We start from the raw sequence: 21,615 nt of genomic DNA, 5'->3' as shown, positions 1-21,615 counted from the left end.
TCATGCAGGCAGGGCTTTATGCCCTGCTGTTCTTTATGGCCTGTGGTCAGGCTGTGGCACATCAGCAAAAAATCGCCATCACAACGGTGTTATTTAATCCGCGCACTGAGAACATCGAAATCATGCACCGGTTTAACCTGCATGATGCAGAGCACGCCGTTAAAGCGCTGTTCAGGAAAACTGCCGATATTCTGGATGACAAGGAAACGCAAACCCAGTTTGCCCGCTATGTCTCGAATCGCTTTGTGCTGTTTAATGCTCAGAATGACTCACTGCCGCTTAACCTGGTGGGTTTTGAGGTAGAAGGCAAGCATTTCTGGATATATCAGGAAACTGCCCAACCCCCTGCACTGGAAGGCCTGCAAATTCGCCACGATGCGTTGCGGGACTTATGGCCGGAGCAAGTGAATACTATTAATGTGGAAGGCAACGGCGATTTAAAAACACTGACCTTTACCGACAGTGTTGAATTACTGGAAGTCCACTTTTAATTAATTCTAAGTACCGCAGGAACCTTTGCGGTACTTTTTATTCAGACCAAGGTCGCATTTGACCTGACCTGCGTAAATGGTCATGATGCTCAAAACAATGACAGGGCAATCTGAATGACCGACACCAACCACGCCGACACCCCCGAAGCAAAAAAGAAAAACGTTATCTGGGTAATTTTATCCGGTGCCATGGCGCTTACCATTATTGTAATGATGTTCTTACCAGACAGTGGCATGGGCACAGGCTTAATGGCCATTTACGGTAGCATGCTATGGTGCGGTATTTTCGGCGCCTCACTGGCCCGTTACCTGGGCAAAAACGGCTGGTTTGGTTTTGGTTTCGGCAGCGCCGCCGGCATGCTGATCCAGTTTATATCGCAATTCGTTTAAGGGTGTATGAGCCAGCCCCCGAAAAATAAACCCGTTCCCAGCTCACGCATAGCCAGGCTTTCGCGGATCGGTACGCTGGCCACCAAAATTGCCGGTAGCGTTATTTCTAACGGCACCACCAAGCTGCTTTCAGGCCAACGGCCGGTTTTATCAGATCTGGTTCTCACCCCTAAAAATATTCAGCGCATTACCGACCAGTTGGCGTCTTTGCGAGGGGCCGCCATGAAACTGGGCCAGCTCATTTCCATGGACAGCGGCGAGCTGCTACCGCCTGAACTCAGCGCCATTTTAGCTCGCCTGCGGGAAGACGCCGACCCGATGCCCAAAGAGCAATTGCAACAAGTGCTCGACGAAGCCTGGGGCACAGGCTGGTTCGACAAGCTGCTGTATTTTTCCTATGCGCCCATTGCGGCGGCTTCCATTGGCCAGGTTCACAAGGTGATTACCATGCAGGGTGAAACGCTGGCGGTCAAAGTGCAGTATCCGGGCATTGGTAATAGTATCGACAGCGACGTAGACAATGTCGCCAGTATTATTAAACTTTCCGGCCTGCTGCCTGGCTCCTTTAATATCAGGCCGCTGCTGGCCGAAGCCAAACTGCAACTGCATGATGAAGCTAACTATGTTCGCGAAGCGGAAATGATGACCCGCTACCAGCAGGCAGCAGCAGATTTTGACAGTTTTGTGGTACCCGAGGTGTATGCAGCGCTCAGCACGCCTACTGTACTGGCGATGACGCATATTATCAGTAGCCCTGTCGAAGCACTTAACGAACAACCACAGACAGTGCGTAATCATCTGATGACGGAGCTGTTCAGGCTGTTCTTTGATGAGGTGTTTGCCTTCCGGCTTATCCAGAGCGACCCGAACATGGCAAACTATCGCTACATGCCCGACTCGCAGCAGATCGCCTTATTGGATTTCGGAGCCTGCCGGGAAATCCCAGCGGCTATTTCTGACGGCTACTTACAGCTACTTCGCTGTATGGCCGAAGAGGATATGCCTGGTGTGGCCGAAGCCGCATTAGCTATTGGCTTAATGCAGGAGACTCACACCGAGGAACAACAAGCCAGCGTGCTGGCCATGGGGCGTCTGGCTTGTGAGGCATTGTACTGTGACGGGGCCTATGACTTTGGCAACAGCGACCTGTTGGGACGTTTACAATCAGCAGGCATGGCGCTTAGCTTCGAGCAGGACTTCTGGCATGTACCGCCCATAGACGCGGTGTTTATCCATCGCAAACTTGGCGGCCTGTATTTACTGGCTAAACGCCTGAATACGCAGGTGGATTTGCGCGAGGCCGCCGCGAAGTGGCTTTAATAAGGTAAATCCATACTAAAGGGCAGTGCCATGGAGTGCTTGGCTTTTGGCGGGTTGCCGATCATTTCATCATACGGCGTATCGTGGGTCATAAATGAGTGGTCCACCTCACAATGGGCGAAAAATTCACGAATATGGCCGGCACTGTAAAACCGCATGGGCTGGTCCTTATCACTAAACACCAGGCCGGTATTGCCATCGATGGTTAGCTGGACCAGATAGACATTCATTTCGTACGACTGAACTTCCAGGTTCTCGATTTCCAGCGGGCCTTTTTCAATATCGCTACTCATAAACTTGTGCATAAACACTCCGAAATCAGTAATTCGTCTTTTAGTACGCAGGAAAGTAAAGAAAGGATGAAGTGAACCAAATTACCCCCAAAGCATCTATAAATACCAAGCCCCATAGGAGTTTGTCCACTCAGCAAGACTGTCAGGCTTTCTGGCTAGGCTTGGTTGCACAGGTTTGGTGGCTCCAAATCAAGCAAGCGTAACAACGCCAGAAAGCCTGCCAGCCTTGCCCGAAGGGAGTGGCCAAAACGACTTACATCTGTGTTGCGCCCTTTGGACATAGATTGACTATGCCACAGAGAACGCGTCGTGATCTAAGTCGTTTTGACTCACTCTGAGAGAGTAAACTCCTATGGGGATTGGTATAAATCGTACCTGTTAACGGTTTACTCTTGCTGCCAAGTCCTGTATTCAATAAATATGAGCGCAGCAAGTGAGTTTTCATAATCGAAAAGATTTGCAAAAGTGCATTGATTTTCAGCGGATTGTCATTAACTCTGATAGTATGGAATTCCGCAGCCAATGATCAAGGTAGACAAATATGAGCGAAAATACTGAACAACGATCCTGGTTACCTTATGCCATCGTAATTGGCGTAGTCGTTGTTGTGTTGCTGGTGGTACTGATGTGGCCATCGAGCGAACCAGAGCCGCAACCAGTTGTTGAACCAGAAACGCCAGCAGTTGCCCAACCTGAACCAATTGAGCCTGAGCCAGCCGATACTTTTGAAGCGACGCCTCCGCCAGAGCCGGTAGAAATCGATCCGGATCAGGACGTTGAGCCCATGCCTGAACCTGCGCCAGAGCCCGAGCCGCTGGACGTTAGCGACACCGCTATTAAAGCCGCTCTTGAAACTATTGCGACATCACCAACGCTTAGCCGCTTGCTGGTTAACGATGGGTTATTACAGCGCTTTGTTGTAACGGCGACTAACCTGGCTGATGATGAAACTGCTCCTAACCACCGTTTACTCACACCACCGGATCAGGATTTCCGGGTGTATACCCAGGCTGACCGCGAGTGGATTGATTCTGCCAGTTACAAGCGTTACACCCCTTATGTAGACGTATTGGAGTCAATGAGCAACGAAGACCTGATTGCCCTGTACGAAACCTACCAGGACGAGATTCAGACCAAGTATGCTGAAATTGGCGACCCGGATCAGCCTTTCACCGAGGTACTGATTGAAGCCATTGACACGCTGCTGGATACACCAGAAGTGAAAATGCCAGTGGAAGTGTACACCGATTCAGTTATGTACAAATATGCTGACGAACGTCTGGAAGGGTTATCCGACCCGCAGAAACAACTCCTGCGCACTGGTCCGGATAACATGCGCCGTATAAAAGCGAAGCTACGTGAGCTTAAAGACAGTCTGATGGCCCAGTAAGCCCGCATTGCAAAATGGTATTAAAGAAAGCCACCTGACGGTGGCTTTTTTATTGGCTGTTATTTATCAGCGCTTAGTCATTCGCTTCCAGCGTAACCTTTACACCGCCGGTCAGTTTAGCCAGCAGGTTATAAATAAACGCCATAATCAGTGTGAAGATATAAGTGAAAACAAAATAGAAAAACGGCATTACAAAAGTCATCGCGCCGGTGAACATAAACGGCATGGCATTTTGTTCAGGCATATTCGGTACCATTGAGGTCATCAAAAACGTAAACGGCAGCATAAAAATCAGTGACAGAATGGCAAACACCAGTGCCAGGTGAATAGCCAGTGAATGCGCCGATATTTTCTTTAATCTTTGTTGCATAGCGGGAGTTCCTTTTATTTATTGGTGGTTTCCTGTAGCTCTTCCACGAGCATTGTAAGTTGCAGTCAGTGTGCAGGGTATTTTGTAAGAGCGCCAGTCATGACATAAAGTGAAGTGACTTCACAACAACAAGAGCAAAGAGTAATGAAGAATACAATCAAATCCATCCTGCTGGCGGCAGTCCTGCTCCCTGTGAATTATGTACAGGCCGCCACGGTGATCCATGCGGGCAACGCCTTTACCGGCACCGACGACAAACTAACCGGCCCGGTATCGCTGATCATTGAGAACCACACCATCAGTGAGATCCGCAAAGGTCATATTAAGGTAGCCAAAAGCGACACGCTTATCGATCTTTCTGATTCCGTAGTATTGCCAGGCTTAATGGACATGCATGTTCATCTAAGCTCCCAGCAAAGTGGCACCTCGTCGTACATGAAGCGGTTTACCCTCAACGAAGCCGATTACGCCCTGGCGGCGGCCCATTACGCCAATAAAACCCTGATGGCGGGCTTTACGACCGTGCGCAATTTGGGCGACAGCTATAACGAAACGGTATCACTGCGTAACGCGATTAATCAGGGCATGGCAACCGGCCCGCGTATTTACACTGCGGCCAAATCACTGGCTACCACCGGCGGTCACGCCGATCCCAGCAATGGCATGGCTAAACGAATTCGTCCGGATACCGGCCCGGCAGCGGGCGTTATTAATGGTGTGGCCGAAGCTCGCCAGGCCGTTCGTCAGCGTTATCAGGATGGTGCCGACGCGATTAAAATTACCGCCACAGGTGGCGTGTTAAGCGTAGCCAAAAGCGGCCAGAACCCCCAGTTTATGAACGATGAACTCGAAGCTGTGGTCGCTACCGCAAAAGACTACGGTATGACGGTTGCGGTACACGCCCATGGTAAAGAAGGCATGATCCGAGCAATCAAAGCCGGCGTCACCTCCATTGAGCATGGCACCTATATGGACGAAGAAGTGATGGCCCTGATGAAAAAGCACGGCACTTATTATGTGCCAACCATTCTGGCCGGTGAGTTTGTGGCCGAAAAGGCAAAAATTGACGGCTACTTCCCGGACATCGTTCGCCCTAAAGCCGCGGCAATCGGCCCCCTGATTCAGGCAACATTTGGCAAGGCATATAAGAACGGCGTAAACATAGCCTTTGGTACCGACAGCGGCGTTTCAGCTCATGGTGATAATGGTCAGGAATTTGGTTTGATGGTAGAAGCTGGCATGCCCCCTGCAAAAGCTATACAAGCCGCTACGATAAACGCAGCCACCATGCTCGGCATTGAAGATAAGCTAGGCACCCTGGAGGCCGGTAAATTCGCGGATATCGTCGCGGTTAAGGGCAATCCGCTACAAGATATTACGACACTGGAAAACGTGCAGTTTGTAATGAAAGGCGGAAAAATTTACAAACAATAGGGGCGTTTTCCCTTGGTGAAAGAGACACTAAAACGTAAGACCAAGGCGCTCGTGGACTCTCAGCATATGCTGCGCGGGATCACGATTGCCTCCTTTCTGGAATCCACCATTGTTCCCATCCCACTGGAAGCGGTACTTATTCCGTTAATGCAGGCCAAACGGGAAAAACTCTGGCTGATTGCCTTAATGGCCACGGTGGGCTGTATTATCGGCGCGCTGTTTGGCTATGCCATTGGCTATTTTCTGTTTGATGCCGTGGGCCAGGACCTGATTAGCTGGTTTGGCTCAGAACAACAGTTTGAGCGCGTTACGCAGAAAATGGAGGCTCAGGGCTTTTGGTTTGTGCTGACCCTGGGCATTGTGCCGGTACCTTTTCAGATAGCTATGCTCGCCGCTGGCGCCACCAAATACTCTATCTGGCTGTTTTTACTGGCGACTGTTATCGCCCGCTCGCTAAGGTACTTTGGCCTGGCGCTGATAGTAAAAGTATTTGGCAACAAAGCGGAACGCTTTATTCGTCGCTACAAAACCAAAGCCATGATCGGCATTACCGTTGTGGCTGCAGGACTGTGGCTGATTCTCAGCTAGAAACCAGCTTAAAAACCACTGTTGATAATAATTCTCATTTAGATTAACTTAGTAATGACTCTTATGCATTGCTGGATAAAAGGAGATAGTGTTTATGCGCAGCTCATTACTTTGCCCGGTCTATCGGAAATGGTTACAACTGCATCCGGAGCAGGCCCGGTTCGAACGACAAAAGCTTAAACTTGAGGCACTACAACTCCGGCGAGATGGCGAACTATCACGAGCCAGAAAGCTCTACACTCAGGTCTGGGAAATTGCGCAGTCCATATTATTTGCGCTGCGCCGCCCAGACAGCGCATCGCAAATTTACCATCAGGATCTGGTGAGTTTCGTAGCGGCCGCTATGGCGGTAAGTGACTGCAGTAAAGCGCAGCCTGAGTTCAGCAAGGATGTGCTCAATGACACTCAGCAACAGCTCACAGCGCTTATGCCGTTGTATGCATCCGAGCCACAACTACTGTCGACCATCCACCAGTTAAAGGAATGGTTACGTCACGATGATGTTATGCAGTTTTCAACCCATCTGCATTGATCAGGAAGGAAGTGCCAATGAAAACATTTCAGCCACAACCGGAGTTCGTTAATGTGCACTTGAGGGTATCAGTGCTCAAGCAGTTACTGCAGGGTCAGAAGATTCATTTGAGTGATATTCACAGCACGTCACCGGAACACAAGCACTGCCTGCAACAACTGGTGTTACAGGCAGCCTCAGAAGGCTAAAGGCCTTTTTTCAATAAGTATCGATAGGGAAGTTGTTCGGTATCAGCCGCCACCAGGGTGTGCTGCATAAAACGGCAAAAACTGGGGATGTCTCTGACCGTTGCCGGATCGTCGGCGGTAATGCACAGCGTCTGCCCATCTTCGAGCTTACGCATTTGCAAACGCACCATCATTACCGGCTCCGGACACCGCAGGCCCAGCGCATCCAGTTGATGATCGGCGTCCTGCCAGTTAACCGTTGGCTCAGATGCCATAGTTTTCCCGATAGGCTTCGATAGCGGTAATGGCTTCATCATAGCCACCGGCAGACTTGAGGTAAGTCACCACGTCATTCAATGAAACAATCGATACCACTTTAGTGTTGTAGTCGCGCTCGACTTCCTGGATTGCCGAAAGCTCACCGGTACCACGCTCCTGACGGTCCAGTGCAATCAGCACACCGGCCAGCGAAGCATGATTGGCTTCAATCAGGGTCATGGATTCACGAATCGCAGTACCAGCAGTAATTACGTCATCCACCAGCATCACTTTGCCTTCCAGCGGGCTGCCCACCAGATTGCCGCCTTCGCCATGGGCTTTGGCTTCTTTACGGTTAAAGCAATACGGCACATCCATATCGTGATGGTCGGCTAGTGCCACCGCGGTAGTGGTAGCAATTGGGATCCCTTTGTAGGCAGGACCAAACAATACATCAAAGTCGATCCCCGCATCGGTTAATGCATCGGCATAATAACGACCCAATTTGGCCAAATCACCACCGCGATTAAACAACCCCGCATTAAAGAAGTACGGGCTTTTACGGCCAGATTTCAGGGTAAATTCACCAAATTTCAGAACGCCACGGGCAATCGCGAACTCAATAAACGCCTGTTGGAATGCTTTCATGGGATCTCCGAAACTTAATTTAATGCCGCTTTTTGAATATCAAACAATTCACGTAAACCATGCTTGGCAATGTCCAGCAGTTCATGCATTTCTTCAAAGGAGAAGGGTTCGCCTTCAGCCGTGCCCTGCACTTCAATTAATTTACCAGTTTCGGTCATTACCACGTTCATATCGGTTTCAGCAGCAGAGTCTTCGATGTACTCCAGGTCGGCAATAGGAGTGCCCTCGTAAATACCTACCGACAGTGCGGCAATCATATGCTTAAGCGGGTTGGCTTTAATAATGCCTTTATTTCGCATGTAGGTAAGCGCATCGATTAGCGCCACGCATGCACCGGTGATAGAGGCTGTGCGGGTACCACCATCGGCCTGAATTACATCGCAATCAAAGGTAATGGTATTTTCACCCAGTAATTTAAGATCCACCGCAGCACGTAAAGAGCGGGCAATCAGACGCTGAATTTCCAGGGTACGTCCACCTTGCTTGCCGCGTGCCGCTTCACGCTGTGAGCGGGTGTGGGTAGAGCGTGGCAACATGCTATACTCAGCCGTGATCCAGCCTTTGCCCTGACCTTTCATAAAACGCGGTACGCCTTCCTCAACCGTGGCATTACACAAGACTTTGGTGTTACCAAATTCCACCAGCACAGAACCTTCTGCATGGCAGGTAAAGTTACGGGTAATAGTAACGGGGCGGATTTGGCTGGCAGTTCGGCCACTTGGGCGCATGGTAATCTCCTGAAATTGGGTACTCGGCTAATTCAACGGCGCTAGTATAGCGTAATTAATGGCATAAGTTGAACGTTGAATCATTCCAGACTAAGCAATGTTCCATGTGAAACCCGACTGTGGCAACAAAGCAAAGGCATAGGGTTCAGATGCGGACTGTAGTACAATAGGATACAACACAAGCAATATGCCGACGGACAATACAATGATTTACAGCATGACGGCTTTCGCACGCAGCGAAGTAAAGAAAGACTGGGGAACCGCAGTATGGGAAATTCGCTCAGTTAACCAACGCTACCTGGAAACCTATTTTCGTTTACCGGAACAGTTTCGTAGTTTAGAGCCACTGCTTCGCGACCGATTCAGAAAGCGTTTGCAACGAGGCAAAGTAGAGTGCGCCTTACGCTTTACCGCCAACGATGCAGCCGTCACTAAGTTAACCCTAAACGAAGAGCTGGCCAAACAGGTATTGCATGCTGCCGACTGGGTACAGTCGCACGGTCAATCGACCGGCGTAAACCCACTCGATGTATTAAAATGGCCTGGCGTTATCGCTGCCGAAGAGGCCGATACAGACACCATTCAGGCCGACTTACTGGCCGGCCTGGATAAAGCCATGGATGACTTTATTACTGCCCGGGGCGATGAAGGCGAAAACCTCAAATCGCTGATTGAGCAGCGCCTCGAAGCCATCGAAGTAGAAGCAAAGAAAGTTGCCGAGCGTATGCCGGAAATCCTTAACTGGCAGCGTGAACGCATTCTGACCCGCTTTGAAGAAGCCAAGCTGGAACTGGACGCCGCGCGAATTGAGCAAGAGATGATCCTGTTAGCGCAAAAAGTAGATGTGGCTGAAGAGCTCGATCGCCTCAATTCTCACGTAGGTGAAACCCGCAAGATCCTGAACAAAGGCGGTGCCTGTGGGCGTCGACTGGATTTCATGATGCAGGAATTTAACCGCGAATCGAACACGCTGGGCTCAAAGTCAATTAACACCGAGATCACCCAGTCTGCAGTAGAGCTTAAAGTGCTTATTGAACAAATGCGCGAGCAGATCCAGAATATTGAATGATGTTCTTGGGTGTTCGACGTTGTTATTAATGGAATTATAAATCAAAGAGTTATGTAATTTTGGCGGTCATGGCGTTCGTGTAAATTCAGGCAAGTTTGGGTAGTGGTGGGTAGTAGATTGGGGAGTATTTTCTCGCTATATTGTATCGGCGAGATTGTACTCCCCAATTTTTTTAAGGCAGGAAAGTGGGCAAGCTACACGACAAGACCGTCAAGAAACTGATCAAAGAGAAGCCATCCGTGCGGCATGCCGATGGCAATGGTCTCTACCTCATGACCCCGAAGCGCGGCGATGCCTACTGGATGCTGCGCTACACCACCCCAGCTACCAAGCTCCGGCGCGAATATACCATCGGCAAGGTGGACGACTGGTCACTGGCCGACGCCCGCGATGAGGCGGCGAAGCTGAGATTGGCGATCAAGCGTGAGGGTGCTGACCCGGTTCAGGAACGGCAGAAGGTCAACCAAAACCCCTTTAAGACCTTGAATGATTTGTATGCAGACTATCACCAGCTGCGCCAGCGGGAGATTGCGACCCATCAAAAAGAGAAGAGCCTTTACGATCGTGAGGTCGCTTGGCGCATCGGGAAGGCGGACCTGGAACGGATTCGGCCTGTCGACGTTAGTGAAATATTGCGGGATATCGCTAATGGGTACGATGACAACCCGCCTCGGCCAACTATATCAAACGACGTAATGCGAATGCTGAAGCGGGTGTTTGATCACGGCATGAAGCTGGATGTCACGCGGTTCAATCCGGCCACTCCGTTTCGCCCCAGGGATGCGGGTGGAGAGGAAAAGGCGGCCAACTACCCAATGACAGATTTCGAGGTGAAAGAGTTCTTCGACAAGCTCAGAGACATCCCCGCCAAGTTCTCCCGGGAGAATTACTTGGCTTGTGCACTGCTCATTGGCACATGCACAAGGAAGATGGAGCTTCTCGCAGCACCTTGGTCGGAATTCGATTTGGATAACAAAGTCTGGCACTTGCCAGCCGAGCGAACCAAGAAACGCAGGGCGATTGACATCCCGTTGACCGAGCCAGTAATGGGATGGCTTGAGGAGCTGAAAGTACGGTCTTGTGGCAGTGAGTGGGTCTTCCCGGCTAGGCGGATCAGCAAGAAGGCTCGCACCCCTCACGTCTGCGAGAACACATTAAACCACGCACTCAAGAAACTGTTCGAGGAGAGGTTCTTCTCATTTGATAAAAGGCGGGTCCATGACCTGCGTGGCACCGCGAGAACTATGCTTGGAAAGCTGGGATTCGATGATGACCTGGCCAAGCGCTGCCTGAACCAGCAGGCCGGCAACCGGGTTGATCAAATCTATAATCGGCATGCGTATTTTGAAGAACGAAAAGAGGCTCACGAGGCGCTCTGCGAGTGGCTGGCGCCCATCGTGAGAGGTGAAGTCAGCTCTGGAGAGTAAAGGGGCCAGATCAGGCCCCTTGTTGCTCGATCCAGGCCAGCAGATCCGATAACCGCCACGCCACCGAGTTGCAACCCAGCCTTAGTCGTGCCGGAGCAACTTTCCTTCGTTCCAGCGACCACCATTGAGTTCGGCTGACGCCGGTAATCGCGCGGCGATCCCACTCCCGGACCAGTCGCTCACACTGTCCAGAACGAGCCAGAAGCTTGGTGCGCACCTCTTCCGAAGGCGGACTGAAGGTTTTATCAATCATCCTCTGCCACCTCCGGATTACCGCAGGGAAAGGTGGGAAACTGGGATAACCCATCAAGTTCTGACAGCGAATTCAGATAGTTTCTGATGCGATCAGGCCATAAGGCGAAGAATCGTTCAAATCTGCCATTTACTTTAACTCTCAGTGTGCCACGACTCCTTTCATTGGTTTCGAGCAGATCTTTCTGGATCAGGAACTCTATTTCACGCATATATCGAGATTGGAGCCCGAAAAACTGCAGGAAATTGGCTTTCTTCACAAGTAGCTGCTTTTCACCGTTCACCGTGCGCTTGAATCCGTCGTAGGGCGATTCAGCTATACCCTTCTCTATATCAGCGAATCTGAACCTCCGTGAGTTCATATATTCATTGAGCTTCAATAGAATCCGGTGCTCTTCCTTATTGAATATATGTCCTCTCGATTTTATCCAGGCGTCGGCCACTTGGTGCACTGCTCGCTCAGATTTTTCCTCCGTCCAGGGCAGCAGATAATTTCGACACGCCAGACATAGCGCAACGGTAATCAATGCAAACCGCTTGACCACGCGGATGACCTGCGAAGCCATGTGCGACGTCGTCCACTGATCTGTCAACCGAGCCGTCTCCCTCTGGATATACTCGGGCAAGTCATCCACATCTTCTGTAAGACGCTCGAGCCAGTGCCGGAACAATGTGCCATGGCAGTGCCTGGTGCGGCTTTTCAGCGCATCGACCAGCTCCTGAGAGTTGGCAAACCCATGCAATTCCTCAAATGCGCCGAATCGCCCAAACGCTGGGATTTCAACCAAACGGTTCTCTTGGCCGGCCCTGACTGGTTTCCCCAACTGCTGAAATACTTCCGATAGCCAAATCTCACCGGTGCTCAAGGCCAGCGTCCGCCAATGCGTTTGTGCCGCCAGATCTCCGGAAATATTCGCCCTCAGCTTACTGGCACCGTTCATGATGTGATAAATCGAGACGTCGACATCCTCGGGCCGAGCCAAGCCGATTTCGTCCAGCATGAGCGCTATATCGTTGTGCTCGGCAGCCACCGCTGCCAGTCCATTGGCAGTCGCTACCCAGCTTCGTACGAAGGTTGGAGCCCCACAAACACTGGCGGCCACCTGCAATAGTGTCGTTTTCCCGGTGGAACTATTGCCGACAAGATGAAAAGCCCCGTTTTCTAACCCAGCATGTTTCAACAGGGGTGCCGCAAGGGCTACCCCAATGCTGAACATCGCTAGCGGGTTGCCCTCACACAGTTTCCCCACTTGAGTTTGCCAATCCTGGAGAGAGCCGCTTTCCTGTAGCAGAGGGGATGTCGATAGCTGCCCGACGAAATAGTGCTGCTCATCCGCCTGACCTGCCGTCCAGTTGCTCGTCGCGAACACCGGGCCATGCCAACCGGTGCGGTCGACGGTGGTGGCCGGCGGTGCCTTTGCCATTTCCTCAAGCAGGTAGCGTTGTAGTCGCGCCCAACTGATATTGCCAGGCTCCAGCAGATAGCCGCTGTCCACGAGCAGTTCTCGTATCTGTCGGGCGTTATCGCCGTTCAGAGTCCTCGCATACACCACCTCGCGCAGCAGGACGTTGTCCATATTTTTCCACTGCAGAAGCGCGCCGTGGCCGTGTTTTTTATTGGAAAGGCGGGTTCGGGCAACAACCTCAATCCACCCACCAACCCTTTGCCATTCATCAGTGCTGAGGCAGTACAGGCCAGAGTCTCTCAATTGAAATTTCATTTGTCCCTCCGTCACAACCGATCCAGCCAGTTTCTAACATCCTGGATCCGAAACCTGACGGCTCGACCCTGCGGGTTTGGCTTGATGGGGGCGGGGAAGCGACCTGATCGGACGTACCGACGCAGCGTGGCTTGCGATAGCTGAGTGACGGCGCACACTTCTTCGTATGTGAGCAAGCGCTCGTTGGTCTCGCTAGAAAACATGTGTTTCATTATCTACTCCTGGTTCGTTGATTAACGGCAGGAGTGATTATTAGTAATCAGAAGTCGGGACCAGAACCGTGGAATTGGCTATTTTGGGCGCAAAGAAAAAAACTTTATAACCATTGGAACTTAAAGATTATTTTTTGTTATTCGGGCGATTTTCATGTGAATCTCATCGGTTTACGGGCAAAATCTGGTGAAAATGTGAACGGCCGCTGTCACCCGCCACCATCACGGCATCATTTTGTGAGGCGGTAATGCTCATTAACTTTCACATGTGAAAGTCAATGCTGGACGTGATCAAAACAGCCTCTTAAAGAGCCTTTTCGAGGCCCTGTTACTTCACGGGTTATCCCCGTATCACACCGGGGCTCCAAAAGGCCTCTTCCAAGCCCCTTGTAAGTGCCCCGAGGAAGTAGCGGGAATTGTTGTAGCGACGACAGTCAGCCCGGTTACATCAGGCCGTTGCATACCTGAGTCTTCCCAGCAAATGGGGCGGTAGGTCCCAAATAAATAACGGAGATCCACGCTTTTAGCCCATGCCTCCTATGCCTTGAGGGATGGGAGCATAGCGCAGAAGTCCCAAATCAGATAGTTATGTGGAAAGGAACTGGAAGGTCCCTTGGCATTTTATGACTTTTTCATCCCAAGTTCGCCGTTGCGCCCAAAAAGGGCAAAAGCACGGGCCACCGTAATGATCAAATCCGGTTAGCATCATTCGTGCATTCAGAACGAGAGGAGTAAGTGAATGACGCGATTGAACAAACAGCAGGTAGTCGACCACTGGTGTCATGCAAGTCGACTTGAAGGGGTTGATCACACACGGGGCACCCAGGCAGCGACTCAGCAATCTAAAGCATTTTTGCAAACGCTTATGGACTTGATTGACGTTGAACAGGCCAGATATCGATACTTAGCCCAACGTATTTGTGATGTACATTGGGAGCACAATATTGCTCACCGAACCGATCAGACGGAGGGTTACCCTGGCCATCATGGATGCCGAGCCAGGCTAAGGGGAAGAAAACTGGAACTGTCCTGGTATTACAATTCATTCGTGCCAAAAGAACGCGGAACCGGACACGCCGTTTACAGTGAACATATTTCCAAAGACGGTCGGTACCGTCATTTCAAGTCGGCATTCGCTCGCGCCCAGGACTGGGAAAAGCCCGTCATCGCAGATATCGAAGATGGCTTTGAGTTGATTCGCAGGCTTAATGCTAATCTGACGCAACTCAGGAGGGTGTTGAAATCCAGTGCCCATTTACTGGCTGAATTGGAAGTCTACCTGGAGGAAACACTGGGCCCTCTCGCCAAGGCCGCCAAAACAGCGGGTACCTCGAAAAAGTAGTGTCAGGGAGGCACGAAGGCCGCAACCGAGCTCAAGTTACGGCCTTCACTGGCGGGTCCAATCAGTCCTCTTCAAACTCCGAAGAGCTGAACCTCAGCACATTGCAGTTTTCCTTAATGGTGCGCTGCAATGACTCGTCGAAACCGTCCTTCTTCTTGGCCTCGATTTCGACCGAGATTGTCACCTCAACACCGAGTTGTGCTGTGAACTGCTGAACTACTTCATCCATGATGGTGGCAAAGTCTATTTTAGCCTTTACTGGGTCCAGCGATGTGATTCCATAAAAATGTGTTTTTACCACTCTGGAACCACTGCTTCCGGCACCATCGGTACCGTCGATAATCCCGGGTGGAGTATTGACCGGAGAGCCGCCACCGCCTTGTGTGCCGCCTATTCCGCCAGTAACGCCTGTAGGGCCGCCCATGTCTACTCCGGGCTGAGGTTGGGGTTGCTGCGCTTGACGCTGCTTCTCAGCATAGGCAACTGCCGCCTCACGCTCTATCAGCAGCGATGAATCGTCTAACGGGGCAATGGATCCTCGCCCGAAGCTGAAACCAAGGTAGCGGTCCCCTTCCTTTCCGGAGGCGTACGCAAAATAGTCTTCAGTTTCTACACCCTGGCTTATGGCGTTGCGAAACACTTGGTCGTTGACCAACCGGGGCAGGTAGAGATAGTGGCAACTGTCTTGCCAGACTTTCAGCGCACTGACTTCTGTCACACCATCCTTCAGGTACCAGTCATTGAGCACCTTGCGTAGGTGAATCGGCGACCATTCGTAGACCAACCATTCTTCTTCACGCAGTTTATCCTCAATGCTTTGAATGAGGTTCGGAGCGGTTGGCGGAATAGACACCACTTCCCAGTTCAATTCGGGGCGTCCCTTAACAAAATCCTCAACAGGCGCCAAGAGCCATTTCCAGGTTTCCCGGATGAGCTGGGTAAGCGATTGTTCTGCGCCGTCACGATTACGCTTGGCCTGGTTCAGATGCGAAAGGTCCTGATTGAGCGTACCGCTTTCAATATCTGCCACGATTGAACGCCAGGCCAGGAAAATCCGACCTTGCTCCTTCAGTCGGCTGACAACGTCAAAATCCGGTGCCAGGAAGATCAGGCGGTTTTGCTTCTGACGGGGTTGCTCGCCACGGTTGCGCAGAATTTTTTCTGCCTCGCCAAAGGCCTGGTTTGTCTCGGTTCGGCTGTAACCCGCTTGAGTGGGCAGTACCACCAGGCGAGGGCCAGAACCGTAATCATCGGGCACATCCACGGACGGCGTGAACACATGAATGCCACCGAAGTGGTGATTTTTACCAAACGACCGATTCACGCGCTCTTTCAGCATGGGAATCAGATCATCGCGCTCACTGATATTCTGTTTTCGGCTTTCCATTTCCCGTCGCAGATTGGGCTTGGTATCCAGCCAATAACGGTCCAGTTCGGCGTACAGGTAGTGCAAGCGATCTCGCAGTCGCTTGAGTACATCCTCAAACACACCGATAGTTTGTCCCGGTTGTACAGTACCCAGTAAGACCCGCTCGGCCTGGATGCCGCGTATCATCTGCTCCTGGCTTGAAGGGGCGCTGCCCAGAAAAATGCTGCGTGCAGTGCGCCGAGCGGCCTGGACGCCACCGAACAAAGTGTGGTGGCCATCAATGTCAGCGGGAATAGAGCGCGGGCCATCTACTTCTTTTTCAATAACTGGCTCCCAGCCCTGGGGCAGGTAGTGAATGCTCTTGTTGCGTACATTGGTGTCTTCCAACGGCAACGAACCGGGCATGATAAGCGCGTCCCGATTGTCGGAGTTCCAAAGGCGATGAATCACAATGGCCATGTACTGAAGTACACCACGGGTTCGCTGGAATTTGTCCAAAGTGGACCAGTCTTCGTAAAGTCTATCGAACACTTCCGGGTGAATCGGGTAGGAAGAGCACAGTCGCTCAAAGTATTCGTTGGATTGGGTCTCCACGGGGAACTTATCCGCGTGCTTCCGGTAGAAGTCCGAAAATTGTCGGCTGATACCTTCGACCTCGGCACGCTCACCGGAGCTTTCGAACAGGCGGCGGCGCACAATTTCGAAAGCTTCACGGGAGCCCACGGGCTTCCACACAGACTCTACACGTGCAAAATATGTCTCCAGCGATTCCAGAGCGCGCTGGCCCATGGTGCCGCCCACCTCCAGCTCAGATTCTGGCAATGAGGCAAGAAGAATCGCATTAGGTACGGCCTTTAGCGCTTCCGTTAGCCCCTGAATAAAACTGATGTTACTGTCAAAAGTACCCGCTTTATATTGCTTGCCCAACTCCAGTTGCCGGGTAAACGCTACCAGCTCGTCGATCAGGATTACGCAGGGCGCGGCGCGGCTTAACAGTTCTTTCAGCACTTCCTTGCCCGGCGAAGTGCCGTCAGCATCACTGTCGGCGACCAGCGCAAAGCCTTCTTCGCCGAGCAACTGCCAGGCCAGCTCTCCCCATAGAGTATTGACGGTTGTCGAGCCGTAGGTTCGGGCCTGACTGGGCGACAGGCGAATGCCATCAATCACTGCCATACGCGCTCGGGGTAACTCACTGATACCCGCTTCATCCAGCACTGGGGGAATGCCCATCAGTTTGTCGGTGCTGACTTCACGGCTGGCCAAGTGGTATACGGCCAGCATGGTGTGTGTTTTGCCGCCACCAAATGCCGTTTGAAGCTGAATAACTGGATCACCGCCATGACCTGCCAGACGCTGGGCAACGGAAATCAGCAAAAGGCGCATCCCCTCGGTGATGTAGGTCCGTGAGAAAAATTTCTCGGCGTTCTGGTACTCATCAGGTGCGGTTCCACCGGCTACCTGTGAGATGTCGGCGGCAAATTCAGACTGCTTGAACGAGCCTTCCAGAACATCTTTGTGTGGGCGGGCGATTTCGCGCCATGGCTTCAGGCTCATAGTTCGTTCTCCGTCTGTGCGCTGTATATCGTCAGCTTCAGTTCACTCTCGTCACTGAGCTGATATTCCGGGCGTTTGCCGGACAAGCGCTCACTCATTTCAAGAATAATGGGGACACCCTCACCGCGCTTATCCATCAGGTGCTGACGGTGAGCAGACAAAGCGTCATCTTCGATAGGGCAGCGAGCCAGTAGGCTGGTGAGTGTCTCATTTCGTGCCGCCTGCCGGAATGGCAAACTCTCCGGTGTCATGGTGTTGGGCAGCATACCGGGTGAGTACAGCTCCAGCCGGTCATCGAACAAACGGAGCCGTATTTTGGCACCACCCATTGAGTAGTCCCGATGGGCGACGGCATTAGTAACCGCTTCGAAGATGGCGAGTAGATCGAACTGGGGTAGATCTTCACGCCCGCCTGCTGCGCGTTTTCGAGCTGCAACCTGCATATTTTTCCGCACAAAAGCGCAGGCTCCCAATATTTGCTGGTCCAGAGGTCCAGTGATGTCTTGAGCATCCCGCTGATAAGCCTTTTCAGCTTCAGGCAGGGCGCGTGTTCCCTGGTAGGCCACGGCCTGAATAAAAGCCCCCGGCAAGAAGCGCTGTGGTTCACGACTGGCCATCAGTAACCCCGCAACTGTGGGCCGCCATACTTCCTGATCATCACGAGCCGCCATAGCCAGCTTGTCCAGCACAGTCTCCGGCGCGCTGTGATGTTGCGACGGTACAAACCGCTTCCACAGAGTTTCATCTAGGTCCGCCATTGCTGCCTTGGTCACCGGTGTTTCGTCGAAACGGATCAGACGGGACTGGCTCCGCTGCTGAAACAGTCGCGCGAGTTGGTCCGGCGGAATCGGGCGTTTCGATGACCCCACCCGCTGCATATAACCGCCAGGGCTCTGATGCACGAACAGGCTGCGAGAAACATCAATACGAATGACAGGCTGTTCGCTACCGCCGGTATCCGGCAACGTCATGCGTTCAATAATAGGCGCCAATGGTGGTTTGATGGATTGCTCGCACGCTTCACGCACCAAGGATTCCAGTGCATCCAGCCGTTCCAGAGGGACGCCCACGACTTCACGGCTTCTGTCTTCAACGCCGAGCACCAGCACGCCACCGGCGCTGTTAGCAAAGGCCGCCATTTCGTCGGCGAGATCTACCTGAGAAGGCCCCCGAATTTTGTCGCCTGCAAAGCGGACCTCTTTAAGCTCAAGAAAGCCGTCTTCGCCCAGCCGGATTTTTTCAAGCAATTCGCTACGTGTACCAAACATACTAAAACTCCGTTCCTAATCGCTTCCAGCGCCGGGAAAAAGCTTCGTGCCCACCTTCCATCACCCTGCATACTTCATTTCGCAGGTCGTTTTCCTGAAGAGCACCGCTTTGCTGCACGTAACACTGCCCGCGCCCGAACTCCATCACATGCACCAGTTCGGCATCGCCATTAACAACGACGTTTGGATTGTGGGTGATAATAATGAGTTGGCGACGCAACTTATTTTCGCGAATCTGCCGCACGATCAGGTCGTAGATAAGGTGGTTGTCGAGATCGTCTTCAGGCTGGTCGAGAACAATGGGTTCCTCACCGAAAGCCAACAAAAACGCCAGTAACGCCGCAGAACGCTGGCCCTGCGAACCAGTCTGAATATCATGCCAATTACTCTCGCGTTTGTACTGAATACTTAGGTCGTCTTCTGGAGCCCAAGCTAGAATATGATCTGCAAACTCTGGCTTTTCATGCTTACGCTGCAGGTAGTTGCGAAAGCGTCCGCCCAGACTGTCGTCCATCTCAAGTAGTTTTCGCTTAAGCAGTTTCAGCGCCGCAGATTTATCCGATTCATTGGCCTGAGCTAATTCAAGAGCCATCCCTTCGGTAGCTTCGTCATTAAGAATGTCGTCTGAAAAACGGTCATCCATGACGTCTATCAGCTCGCGTAGCTCGCGCTCTGTTTGTTTGGGATCGTAGCCAAAAGGCACAACAGTTATGCGCACATGGTCATTATTAGCGAGCGCCTGCTGTATGAAGTCCTTTCGCGCTTGGGTGATATCTTGCCGCCTTTGTCCTATCAATTTCCGCTGCGCATCGATCTGCCGGGAGAGTTCCTCCCGATCGCTACGCATCCTGGTAAAAGCTTTGCTTTGCGTTTCAAGCTGCTGCTTTTCTTGCGTCAGACGGGCGAATGCCTGCGGATCGCTGACACCCTGGGTTGCCAACTTTTGTTGTAACTCGGTATGGGCCTGCTGAGCAGCCTGAACACGAGCGCTCCATTGTGAATAGCGGGAGTCTTTCTGAACGGACTCGACAATGGCATTGAGCTTTTTCGCCTGCTCCTGCAATCCGGTTCGAACCTGCTCGACCTGGCCGTCAATTTCTTTGCGCAAAGCCAGAATATCCGCGTCCTGTTCTAAGAAGTATTGAGTTGGCCAGTCATCCAGCATGATTTGTTCGGCCAGATCGGAAATACGGCCAGCATCGCTCCGCAACTGCTCAAACAGAGTTTTCACTTCCCTTGACTGATGTTGCGACTGACCATAAGCCCGTAGTACGGATGCCTGGTCGGTCTGGGATAGAGCGGCCAACTTCCTGCTGGTTTCCTCCAGCTTGCGTTTCACCTCAGGCTCTCCGGCGAGCTTGCCATCGAGCTCCCGTAGCCGGGCGCGTTGGGTAAAGAATGTGCGTTTTGCCTCCTCAAAGGACTGCTTCAATGGCTCGACATTAGCTGACTCGTCAATGATCGACAGTAAGGTTTGCCGACCGCTTCCGGCCATTGCAGCAATTTGTCCCTGGGAAAAAATGCGCAGCGGAAAGCGCGCCGCATTCACGCTTTGGCTACTAGATTCGAGCCATTGGTTGTCATCCCACTCTTCAACGACGACGCCTTGACCATCTACACGCCAGCGCAGCCGTAACCGGGTATCATCGTGCTCCCATTCCACGCGAATCTCGGTGCCATCCCGCAGCGCACCTTTGTCATCACGTCCTCTGGCGGTTTTGCGGAAATCTTCAAATTGAGCACGGGGTTCGCTGTCTGGCCCGAGTTGCGTTAATTCCTGTTCGCGGCGTGCGGCTAGGCGTAAAGCATGCACCACGCTGGATTTACCCGTACCCCGCCCACCGACAATGGCATTGAAGAAAGGCGAGCACTCAAGTCGTGCCGTCCGGCCATTGCCAATATAGCGGCCCCCTTCAATATCTATGGCAGTAATGGCGTGGGGAGGAACCCGGAACGGGTTAAACTCACCCTCATCGCTGCGTCGAATCGACACACCATTACCATCAAGCAGCGCCAGACGTAGCCCTTCGAGGGTGGGAGTAGCCATTTTGACCCAGGTAAACCGACTGCCCGGCACGGCATTGCCCTGGAAACTGTGACAGTCACTACCCACCACACGGGCGAGACGATTTTCTACATCCGCCACACACTCCGGCCAGGGATTGCTGCCGTCACACCATTCCACGGCCAACAGTCCTTTTACGCCAATGGCCTGGCGAAGTGTATTGGCGTCAACCTGACTTCGTTTGGACTCTGGCTGGCACCTCAGCAAGCCCTTCTCTTGATCTGCGTGGGCTGGAATTGGAAGTCCGCCGGCTTTCAGAACTTCCTCAATGACCGCTTCCGGACCTTCCCGCGTGACACCATCACTATCGCCGTCCGTGCCTTGATAACGAACTGCCGATAGCAGATCGGTTATTGTGCGCGTAGAGGCTTCCGGACCAAAAATAGCCAACAGGTGAAAGCCACCGCTGACAGAAATTTCAACACCGGGAAACAATGTCAGCTCTCTAAACCCCTCTGGCGCAAGCCCCAGGTCACTTTGGTCCTTTATGGCTCTATAGGCTTCTTTGAGTTCGTCTATCCAAGCACCACTGTTATGATCAGTGACTGCCACACAGTCGATCCCAGCTGCCATATACTTTAGCAACCAGGCTTCGGCTGTTAACTCATCAGGGCTCCCGATAGCCCTTTGCCACGCGGTTGTGTCCTTTGAGGCAGGCGTATGGGTGTGAAAGTCAAACTTCCACCAGCGAGAGCCAGGATAGGGCCAGTCAGTGTTTGTCATGGAA

The 21,615-nt window shown here is 52.1% G+C and carries 22 protein-coding genes; 11 read left to right on the top strand and 11 right to left on the bottom strand.

Annotated features, from left to right (window positions below; genetic code table 11):
* The first annotated feature begins 2 nt into the window (after positions 1-2).
* The 3 genes from AC566Q_RS25125 to AC566Q_RS25115 all read left to right on the top strand — a co-directional run bounded on the left by AC566Q_RS25125 (position 3) and on the right by AC566Q_RS25115 (position 2,201).
* Positions 3-491 carry a DUF6702 family protein gene (locus tag AC566Q_RS25125; RefSeq protein WP_499617618.1) on the top strand — a complete coding sequence of 163 codons (489 nt, stop codon included), beginning with the start codon at positions 3-5 and terminating at the stop codon, positions 489-491.
* Positions 492-605: 114 nt separating this feature from the next.
* Positions 606-881 carry a hypothetical protein gene (locus tag AC566Q_RS25120; protein ID WP_279319502.1) on the top strand — a complete coding sequence of 92 codons (276 nt, stop codon included), beginning with the start codon at positions 606-608 and terminating at the stop codon, positions 879-881.
* Between the two features lie 6 nt (positions 882-887).
* Complete coding sequence (locus tag AC566Q_RS25115) at positions 888-2,201, top strand: ABC1 kinase family protein (RefSeq protein ID WP_499612302.1); 1,314 nt, start codon at positions 888-890, stop codon at positions 2,199-2,201.
* Here AC566Q_RS25115 and AC566Q_RS25110 read toward each other — a convergent pair.
* Positions 2,198-2,506, bottom strand: coding sequence for a DUF6482 family protein (locus AC566Q_RS25110; protein ID WP_499612300.1), 309 nt, complete (start codon positions 2,504-2,506; stop codon positions 2,198-2,200). The genes AC566Q_RS25115 and AC566Q_RS25110 overlap by 4 nt on opposite strands.
* 529 nt (positions 2,507-3,035) lie before the next feature.
* Here AC566Q_RS25110 and AC566Q_RS25105 point away from each other — a divergent pair.
* The gene (locus tag AC566Q_RS25105) at positions 3,036-3,884 is read left to right on the top strand and encodes a DUF3014 domain-containing protein (RefSeq protein ID WP_499612298.1); all 849 of its coding nucleotides are present in this window, start codon (positions 3,036-3,038) and stop codon (positions 3,882-3,884) included.
* A 73-nt stretch (positions 3,885-3,957) separates the two neighbouring features.
* On the opposite strand, the gene AC566Q_RS25100 is transcribed toward AC566Q_RS25105, so the two are convergent.
* The gene (locus AC566Q_RS25100) at positions 3,958-4,254 is read right to left on the bottom strand and encodes a DUF3566 domain-containing protein (protein WP_105934893.1); all 297 of its coding nucleotides are present in this window, start codon (positions 4,252-4,254) and stop codon (positions 3,958-3,960) included.
* A gap of 144 nt (positions 4,255-4,398) precedes the next feature.
* Between AC566Q_RS25100 and AC566Q_RS25095 the strand changes: the two genes are divergently transcribed.
* The 4 genes from AC566Q_RS25095 to AC566Q_RS25080 all read left to right on the top strand — a co-directional run bounded on the left by AC566Q_RS25095 (position 4,399) and on the right by AC566Q_RS25080 (position 6,996).
* On the top strand, positions 4,399-5,688 hold the full coding sequence (locus AC566Q_RS25095; protein WP_499612296.1) for a metal-dependent hydrolase family protein: 1,290 nt from the start codon (positions 4,399-4,401) through the stop codon (positions 5,686-5,688).
* 66 nt (positions 5,689-5,754) lie between these two features.
* The gene (locus AC566Q_RS25090) at positions 5,755-6,276 is read left to right on the top strand and encodes a YqaA family protein (RefSeq protein ID WP_105934905.1); all 522 of its coding nucleotides are present in this window, start codon (positions 5,755-5,757) and stop codon (positions 6,274-6,276) included.
* A gap of 94 nt (positions 6,277-6,370) precedes the next feature.
* Complete coding sequence (locus AC566Q_RS25085) at positions 6,371-6,808, top strand: hypothetical protein (protein ID WP_105934891.1); 438 nt, start codon at positions 6,371-6,373, stop codon at positions 6,806-6,808.
* Between the two features lie 17 nt (positions 6,809-6,825).
* Entirely contained in the window at positions 6,826-6,996 is a 171-nt protein-coding gene (locus tag AC566Q_RS25080) for a hypothetical protein (RefSeq protein WP_170308475.1), read from the top strand.
* Here the strand turns inward: AC566Q_RS25080 and tusA are convergent.
* Genes tusA through rph form a run of 3 tightly spaced genes read right to left on the bottom strand, consistent with a single transcriptional unit; the run spans position 6,993 to position 8,609 of the window.
* Positions 6,993-7,250, bottom strand: a complete 258-nt coding sequence (gene tusA, locus AC566Q_RS25075; RefSeq protein WP_499612294.1) for a sulfurtransferase TusA — start codon at positions 7,248-7,250, stop codon at positions 6,993-6,995. The genes AC566Q_RS25080 and tusA overlap by 4 nt on opposite strands.
* A complete protein-coding gene (gene pyrE / locus AC566Q_RS25070) occupies positions 7,240-7,881 on the bottom strand; it encodes an orotate phosphoribosyltransferase (RefSeq protein ID WP_499612292.1) in 642 nt (213 codons plus the stop codon). Before pyrE ends, tusA begins: the two co-directional genes overlap by 11 nt.
* A gap of 14 nt (positions 7,882-7,895) precedes the next feature.
* Positions 7,896-8,609 (bottom strand): ribonuclease PH, encoded by a 714-nt coding sequence (gene rph, locus AC566Q_RS25065; RefSeq protein WP_279319493.1) that lies wholly within the window; start codon positions 8,607-8,609, stop codon positions 7,896-7,898.
* A gap of 205 nt (positions 8,610-8,814) precedes the next feature.
* Here rph and AC566Q_RS25060 point away from each other — a divergent pair, with 205 nt between their 5' ends.
* Both AC566Q_RS25060 and AC566Q_RS25055 read left to right on the top strand, forming a co-directional pair.
* Complete coding sequence (locus AC566Q_RS25060) at positions 8,815-9,678, top strand: YicC/YloC family endoribonuclease (protein WP_499612290.1); 864 nt, start codon at positions 8,815-8,817, stop codon at positions 9,676-9,678.
* A gap of 185 nt (positions 9,679-9,863) precedes the next feature.
* A complete protein-coding gene (locus tag AC566Q_RS25055) occupies positions 9,864-11,105 on the top strand; it encodes a tyrosine-type recombinase/integrase (protein ID WP_499612288.1) in 1,242 nt (413 codons plus the stop codon).
* Between the two features lie 10 nt (positions 11,106-11,115).
* On the opposite strand, the gene AC566Q_RS25050 is transcribed toward AC566Q_RS25055, so the two are convergent.
* Genes AC566Q_RS25050 through AC566Q_RS25040 form a run of 3 tightly spaced genes read right to left on the bottom strand, consistent with a single transcriptional unit; the run spans position 11,116 to position 13,281 of the window.
* Complete coding sequence (locus tag AC566Q_RS25050; RefSeq protein ID WP_499612286.1) at positions 11,116-11,358, bottom strand: helix-turn-helix transcriptional regulator; 243 nt, start codon at positions 11,356-11,358, stop codon at positions 11,116-11,118.
* Positions 11,351-13,078, bottom strand: coding sequence for a DUF927 domain-containing protein (locus AC566Q_RS25045; RefSeq protein ID WP_499612284.1), 1,728 nt, complete (start codon positions 13,076-13,078; stop codon positions 11,351-11,353). The genes AC566Q_RS25050 and AC566Q_RS25045 overlap by 8 nt, the downstream gene beginning before the upstream one ends.
* Before the next feature lie 11 nt (positions 13,079-13,089).
* Positions 13,090-13,281 carry a helix-turn-helix transcriptional regulator gene (locus tag AC566Q_RS25040; RefSeq protein ID WP_031209892.1) on the bottom strand — a complete coding sequence of 64 codons (192 nt, stop codon included), beginning with the start codon at positions 13,279-13,281 and terminating at the stop codon, positions 13,090-13,092.
* 748 nt (positions 13,282-14,029) lie between these two features.
* Between AC566Q_RS25040 and mobI the strand changes: the two genes are divergently transcribed.
* On the top strand, positions 14,030-14,632 hold the full coding sequence (gene mobI, locus AC566Q_RS25035; RefSeq protein ID WP_499612282.1) for a conjugative transfer protein MobI(A/C): 603 nt from the start codon (positions 14,030-14,032) through the stop codon (positions 14,630-14,632).
* A 61-nt stretch (positions 14,633-14,693) separates the two neighbouring features.
* Here mobI and AC566Q_RS25030 read toward each other — a convergent pair whose 3' ends face one another.
* The 3 genes from AC566Q_RS25030 to AC566Q_RS25020 are packed head-to-tail and all read right to left on the bottom strand — an operon-like array spanning position 14,694 to position 21,611.
* A complete protein-coding gene (locus tag AC566Q_RS25030; protein WP_499612280.1) occupies positions 14,694-17,555 on the bottom strand; it encodes an ATP-binding protein in 2,862 nt (953 codons plus the stop codon).
* Positions 17,552-18,823 (bottom strand): ATP-binding protein, encoded by a 1,272-nt coding sequence (locus AC566Q_RS25025; RefSeq protein ID WP_499612278.1) that lies wholly within the window; start codon positions 18,821-18,823, stop codon positions 17,552-17,554. Before AC566Q_RS25025 ends, AC566Q_RS25030 begins: the two co-directional genes overlap by 4 nt.
* Position 18,824: 1 nt before the next feature.
* Positions 18,825-21,611, bottom strand: coding sequence for a TrlF family AAA-like ATPase (locus tag AC566Q_RS25020; protein WP_499612276.1), 2,787 nt, complete (start codon positions 21,609-21,611; stop codon positions 18,825-18,827).
* Positions 21,612-21,615 lie beyond the last annotated feature (4 nt).

This window comes from Alteromonas sp. H02 (assembly GCF_059682525.1).
Note: the sequence above shows the minus strand (reverse complement) of the source record. Positions and strands in the feature narration are given on the sequence as shown.

Coding starts and splice junctions, on each gene's coding strand:
- AC566Q_RS25040 (WP_031209892.1), bottom strand. CDS start 13,281: ATGTTTTCTAGCGAGACCAACGAGCGCTTGCTCACATACGAAGAAGTG.
- AC566Q_RS25050 (WP_499612286.1), bottom strand. CDS start 11,358: ATGATTGATAAAACCTTCAGTCCGCCTTCGGAAGAGGTGCGCACCAAG.
- AC566Q_RS25110 (WP_499612300.1), bottom strand. CDS start 2,506: ATGCACAAGTTTATGAGTAGCGATATTGAAAAAGGCCCGCTGGAAATC.
- tusA (WP_499612294.1), bottom strand. CDS start 7,250: ATGGCATCTGAGCCAACGGTTAACTGGCAGGACGCCGATCATCAACTG.
- AC566Q_RS25045 (WP_499612284.1), bottom strand. CDS start 13,078: ATGAAATTTCAATTGAGAGACTCTGGCCTGTACTGCCTCAGCACTGAT.
- mobI (WP_499612282.1), top strand. CDS start 14,030: ATGACGCGATTGAACAAACAGCAGGTAGTCGACCACTGGTGTCATGCA.
- rph (WP_279319493.1), bottom strand. CDS start 8,609: ATGCGCCCAAGTGGCCGAACTGCCAGCCAAATCCGCCCCGTTACTATT.
- AC566Q_RS25120 (WP_279319502.1), top strand. CDS start 606: ATGACCGACACCAACCACGCCGACACCCCCGAAGCAAAAAAGAAAAAC.
- AC566Q_RS25115 (WP_499612302.1), top strand. CDS start 888: ATGAGCCAGCCCCCGAAAAATAAACCCGTTCCCAGCTCACGCATAGCC.
- AC566Q_RS25080 (WP_170308475.1), top strand. CDS start 6,826: ATGAAAACATTTCAGCCACAACCGGAGTTCGTTAATGTGCACTTGAGG.
- AC566Q_RS25125 (WP_499617618.1), top strand. CDS start 3: ATGCAGGCAGGGCTTTATGCCCTGCTGTTCTTTATGGCCTGTGGTCAG.
- AC566Q_RS25085 (WP_105934891.1), top strand. CDS start 6,371: ATGCGCAGCTCATTACTTTGCCCGGTCTATCGGAAATGGTTACAACTG.
- AC566Q_RS25090 (WP_105934905.1), top strand. CDS start 5,755: ATGCTGCGCGGGATCACGATTGCCTCCTTTCTGGAATCCACCATTGTT.
- AC566Q_RS25030 (WP_499612280.1), bottom strand. CDS start 17,555: ATGAGCCTGAAGCCATGGCGCGAAATCGCCCGCCCACACAAAGATGTT.
- AC566Q_RS25020 (WP_499612276.1), bottom strand. CDS start 21,611: ATGACAAACACTGACTGGCCCTATCCTGGCTCTCGCTGGTGGAAGTTT.
- AC566Q_RS25105 (WP_499612298.1), top strand. CDS start 3,036: ATGAGCGAAAATACTGAACAACGATCCTGGTTACCTTATGCCATCGTA.
- AC566Q_RS25060 (WP_499612290.1), top strand. CDS start 8,815: ATGATTTACAGCATGACGGCTTTCGCACGCAGCGAAGTAAAGAAAGAC.
- AC566Q_RS25025 (WP_499612278.1), bottom strand. CDS start 18,823: ATGTTTGGTACACGTAGCGAATTGCTTGAAAAAATCCGGCTGGGCGAA.
- AC566Q_RS25100 (WP_105934893.1), bottom strand. CDS start 4,254: ATGCAACAAAGATTAAAGAAAATATCGGCGCATTCACTGGCTATTCAC.
- AC566Q_RS25095 (WP_499612296.1), top strand. CDS start 4,399: ATGAAGAATACAATCAAATCCATCCTGCTGGCGGCAGTCCTGCTCCCT.
- pyrE (WP_499612292.1), bottom strand. CDS start 7,881: ATGAAAGCATTCCAACAGGCGTTTATTGAGTTCGCGATTGCCCGTGGC.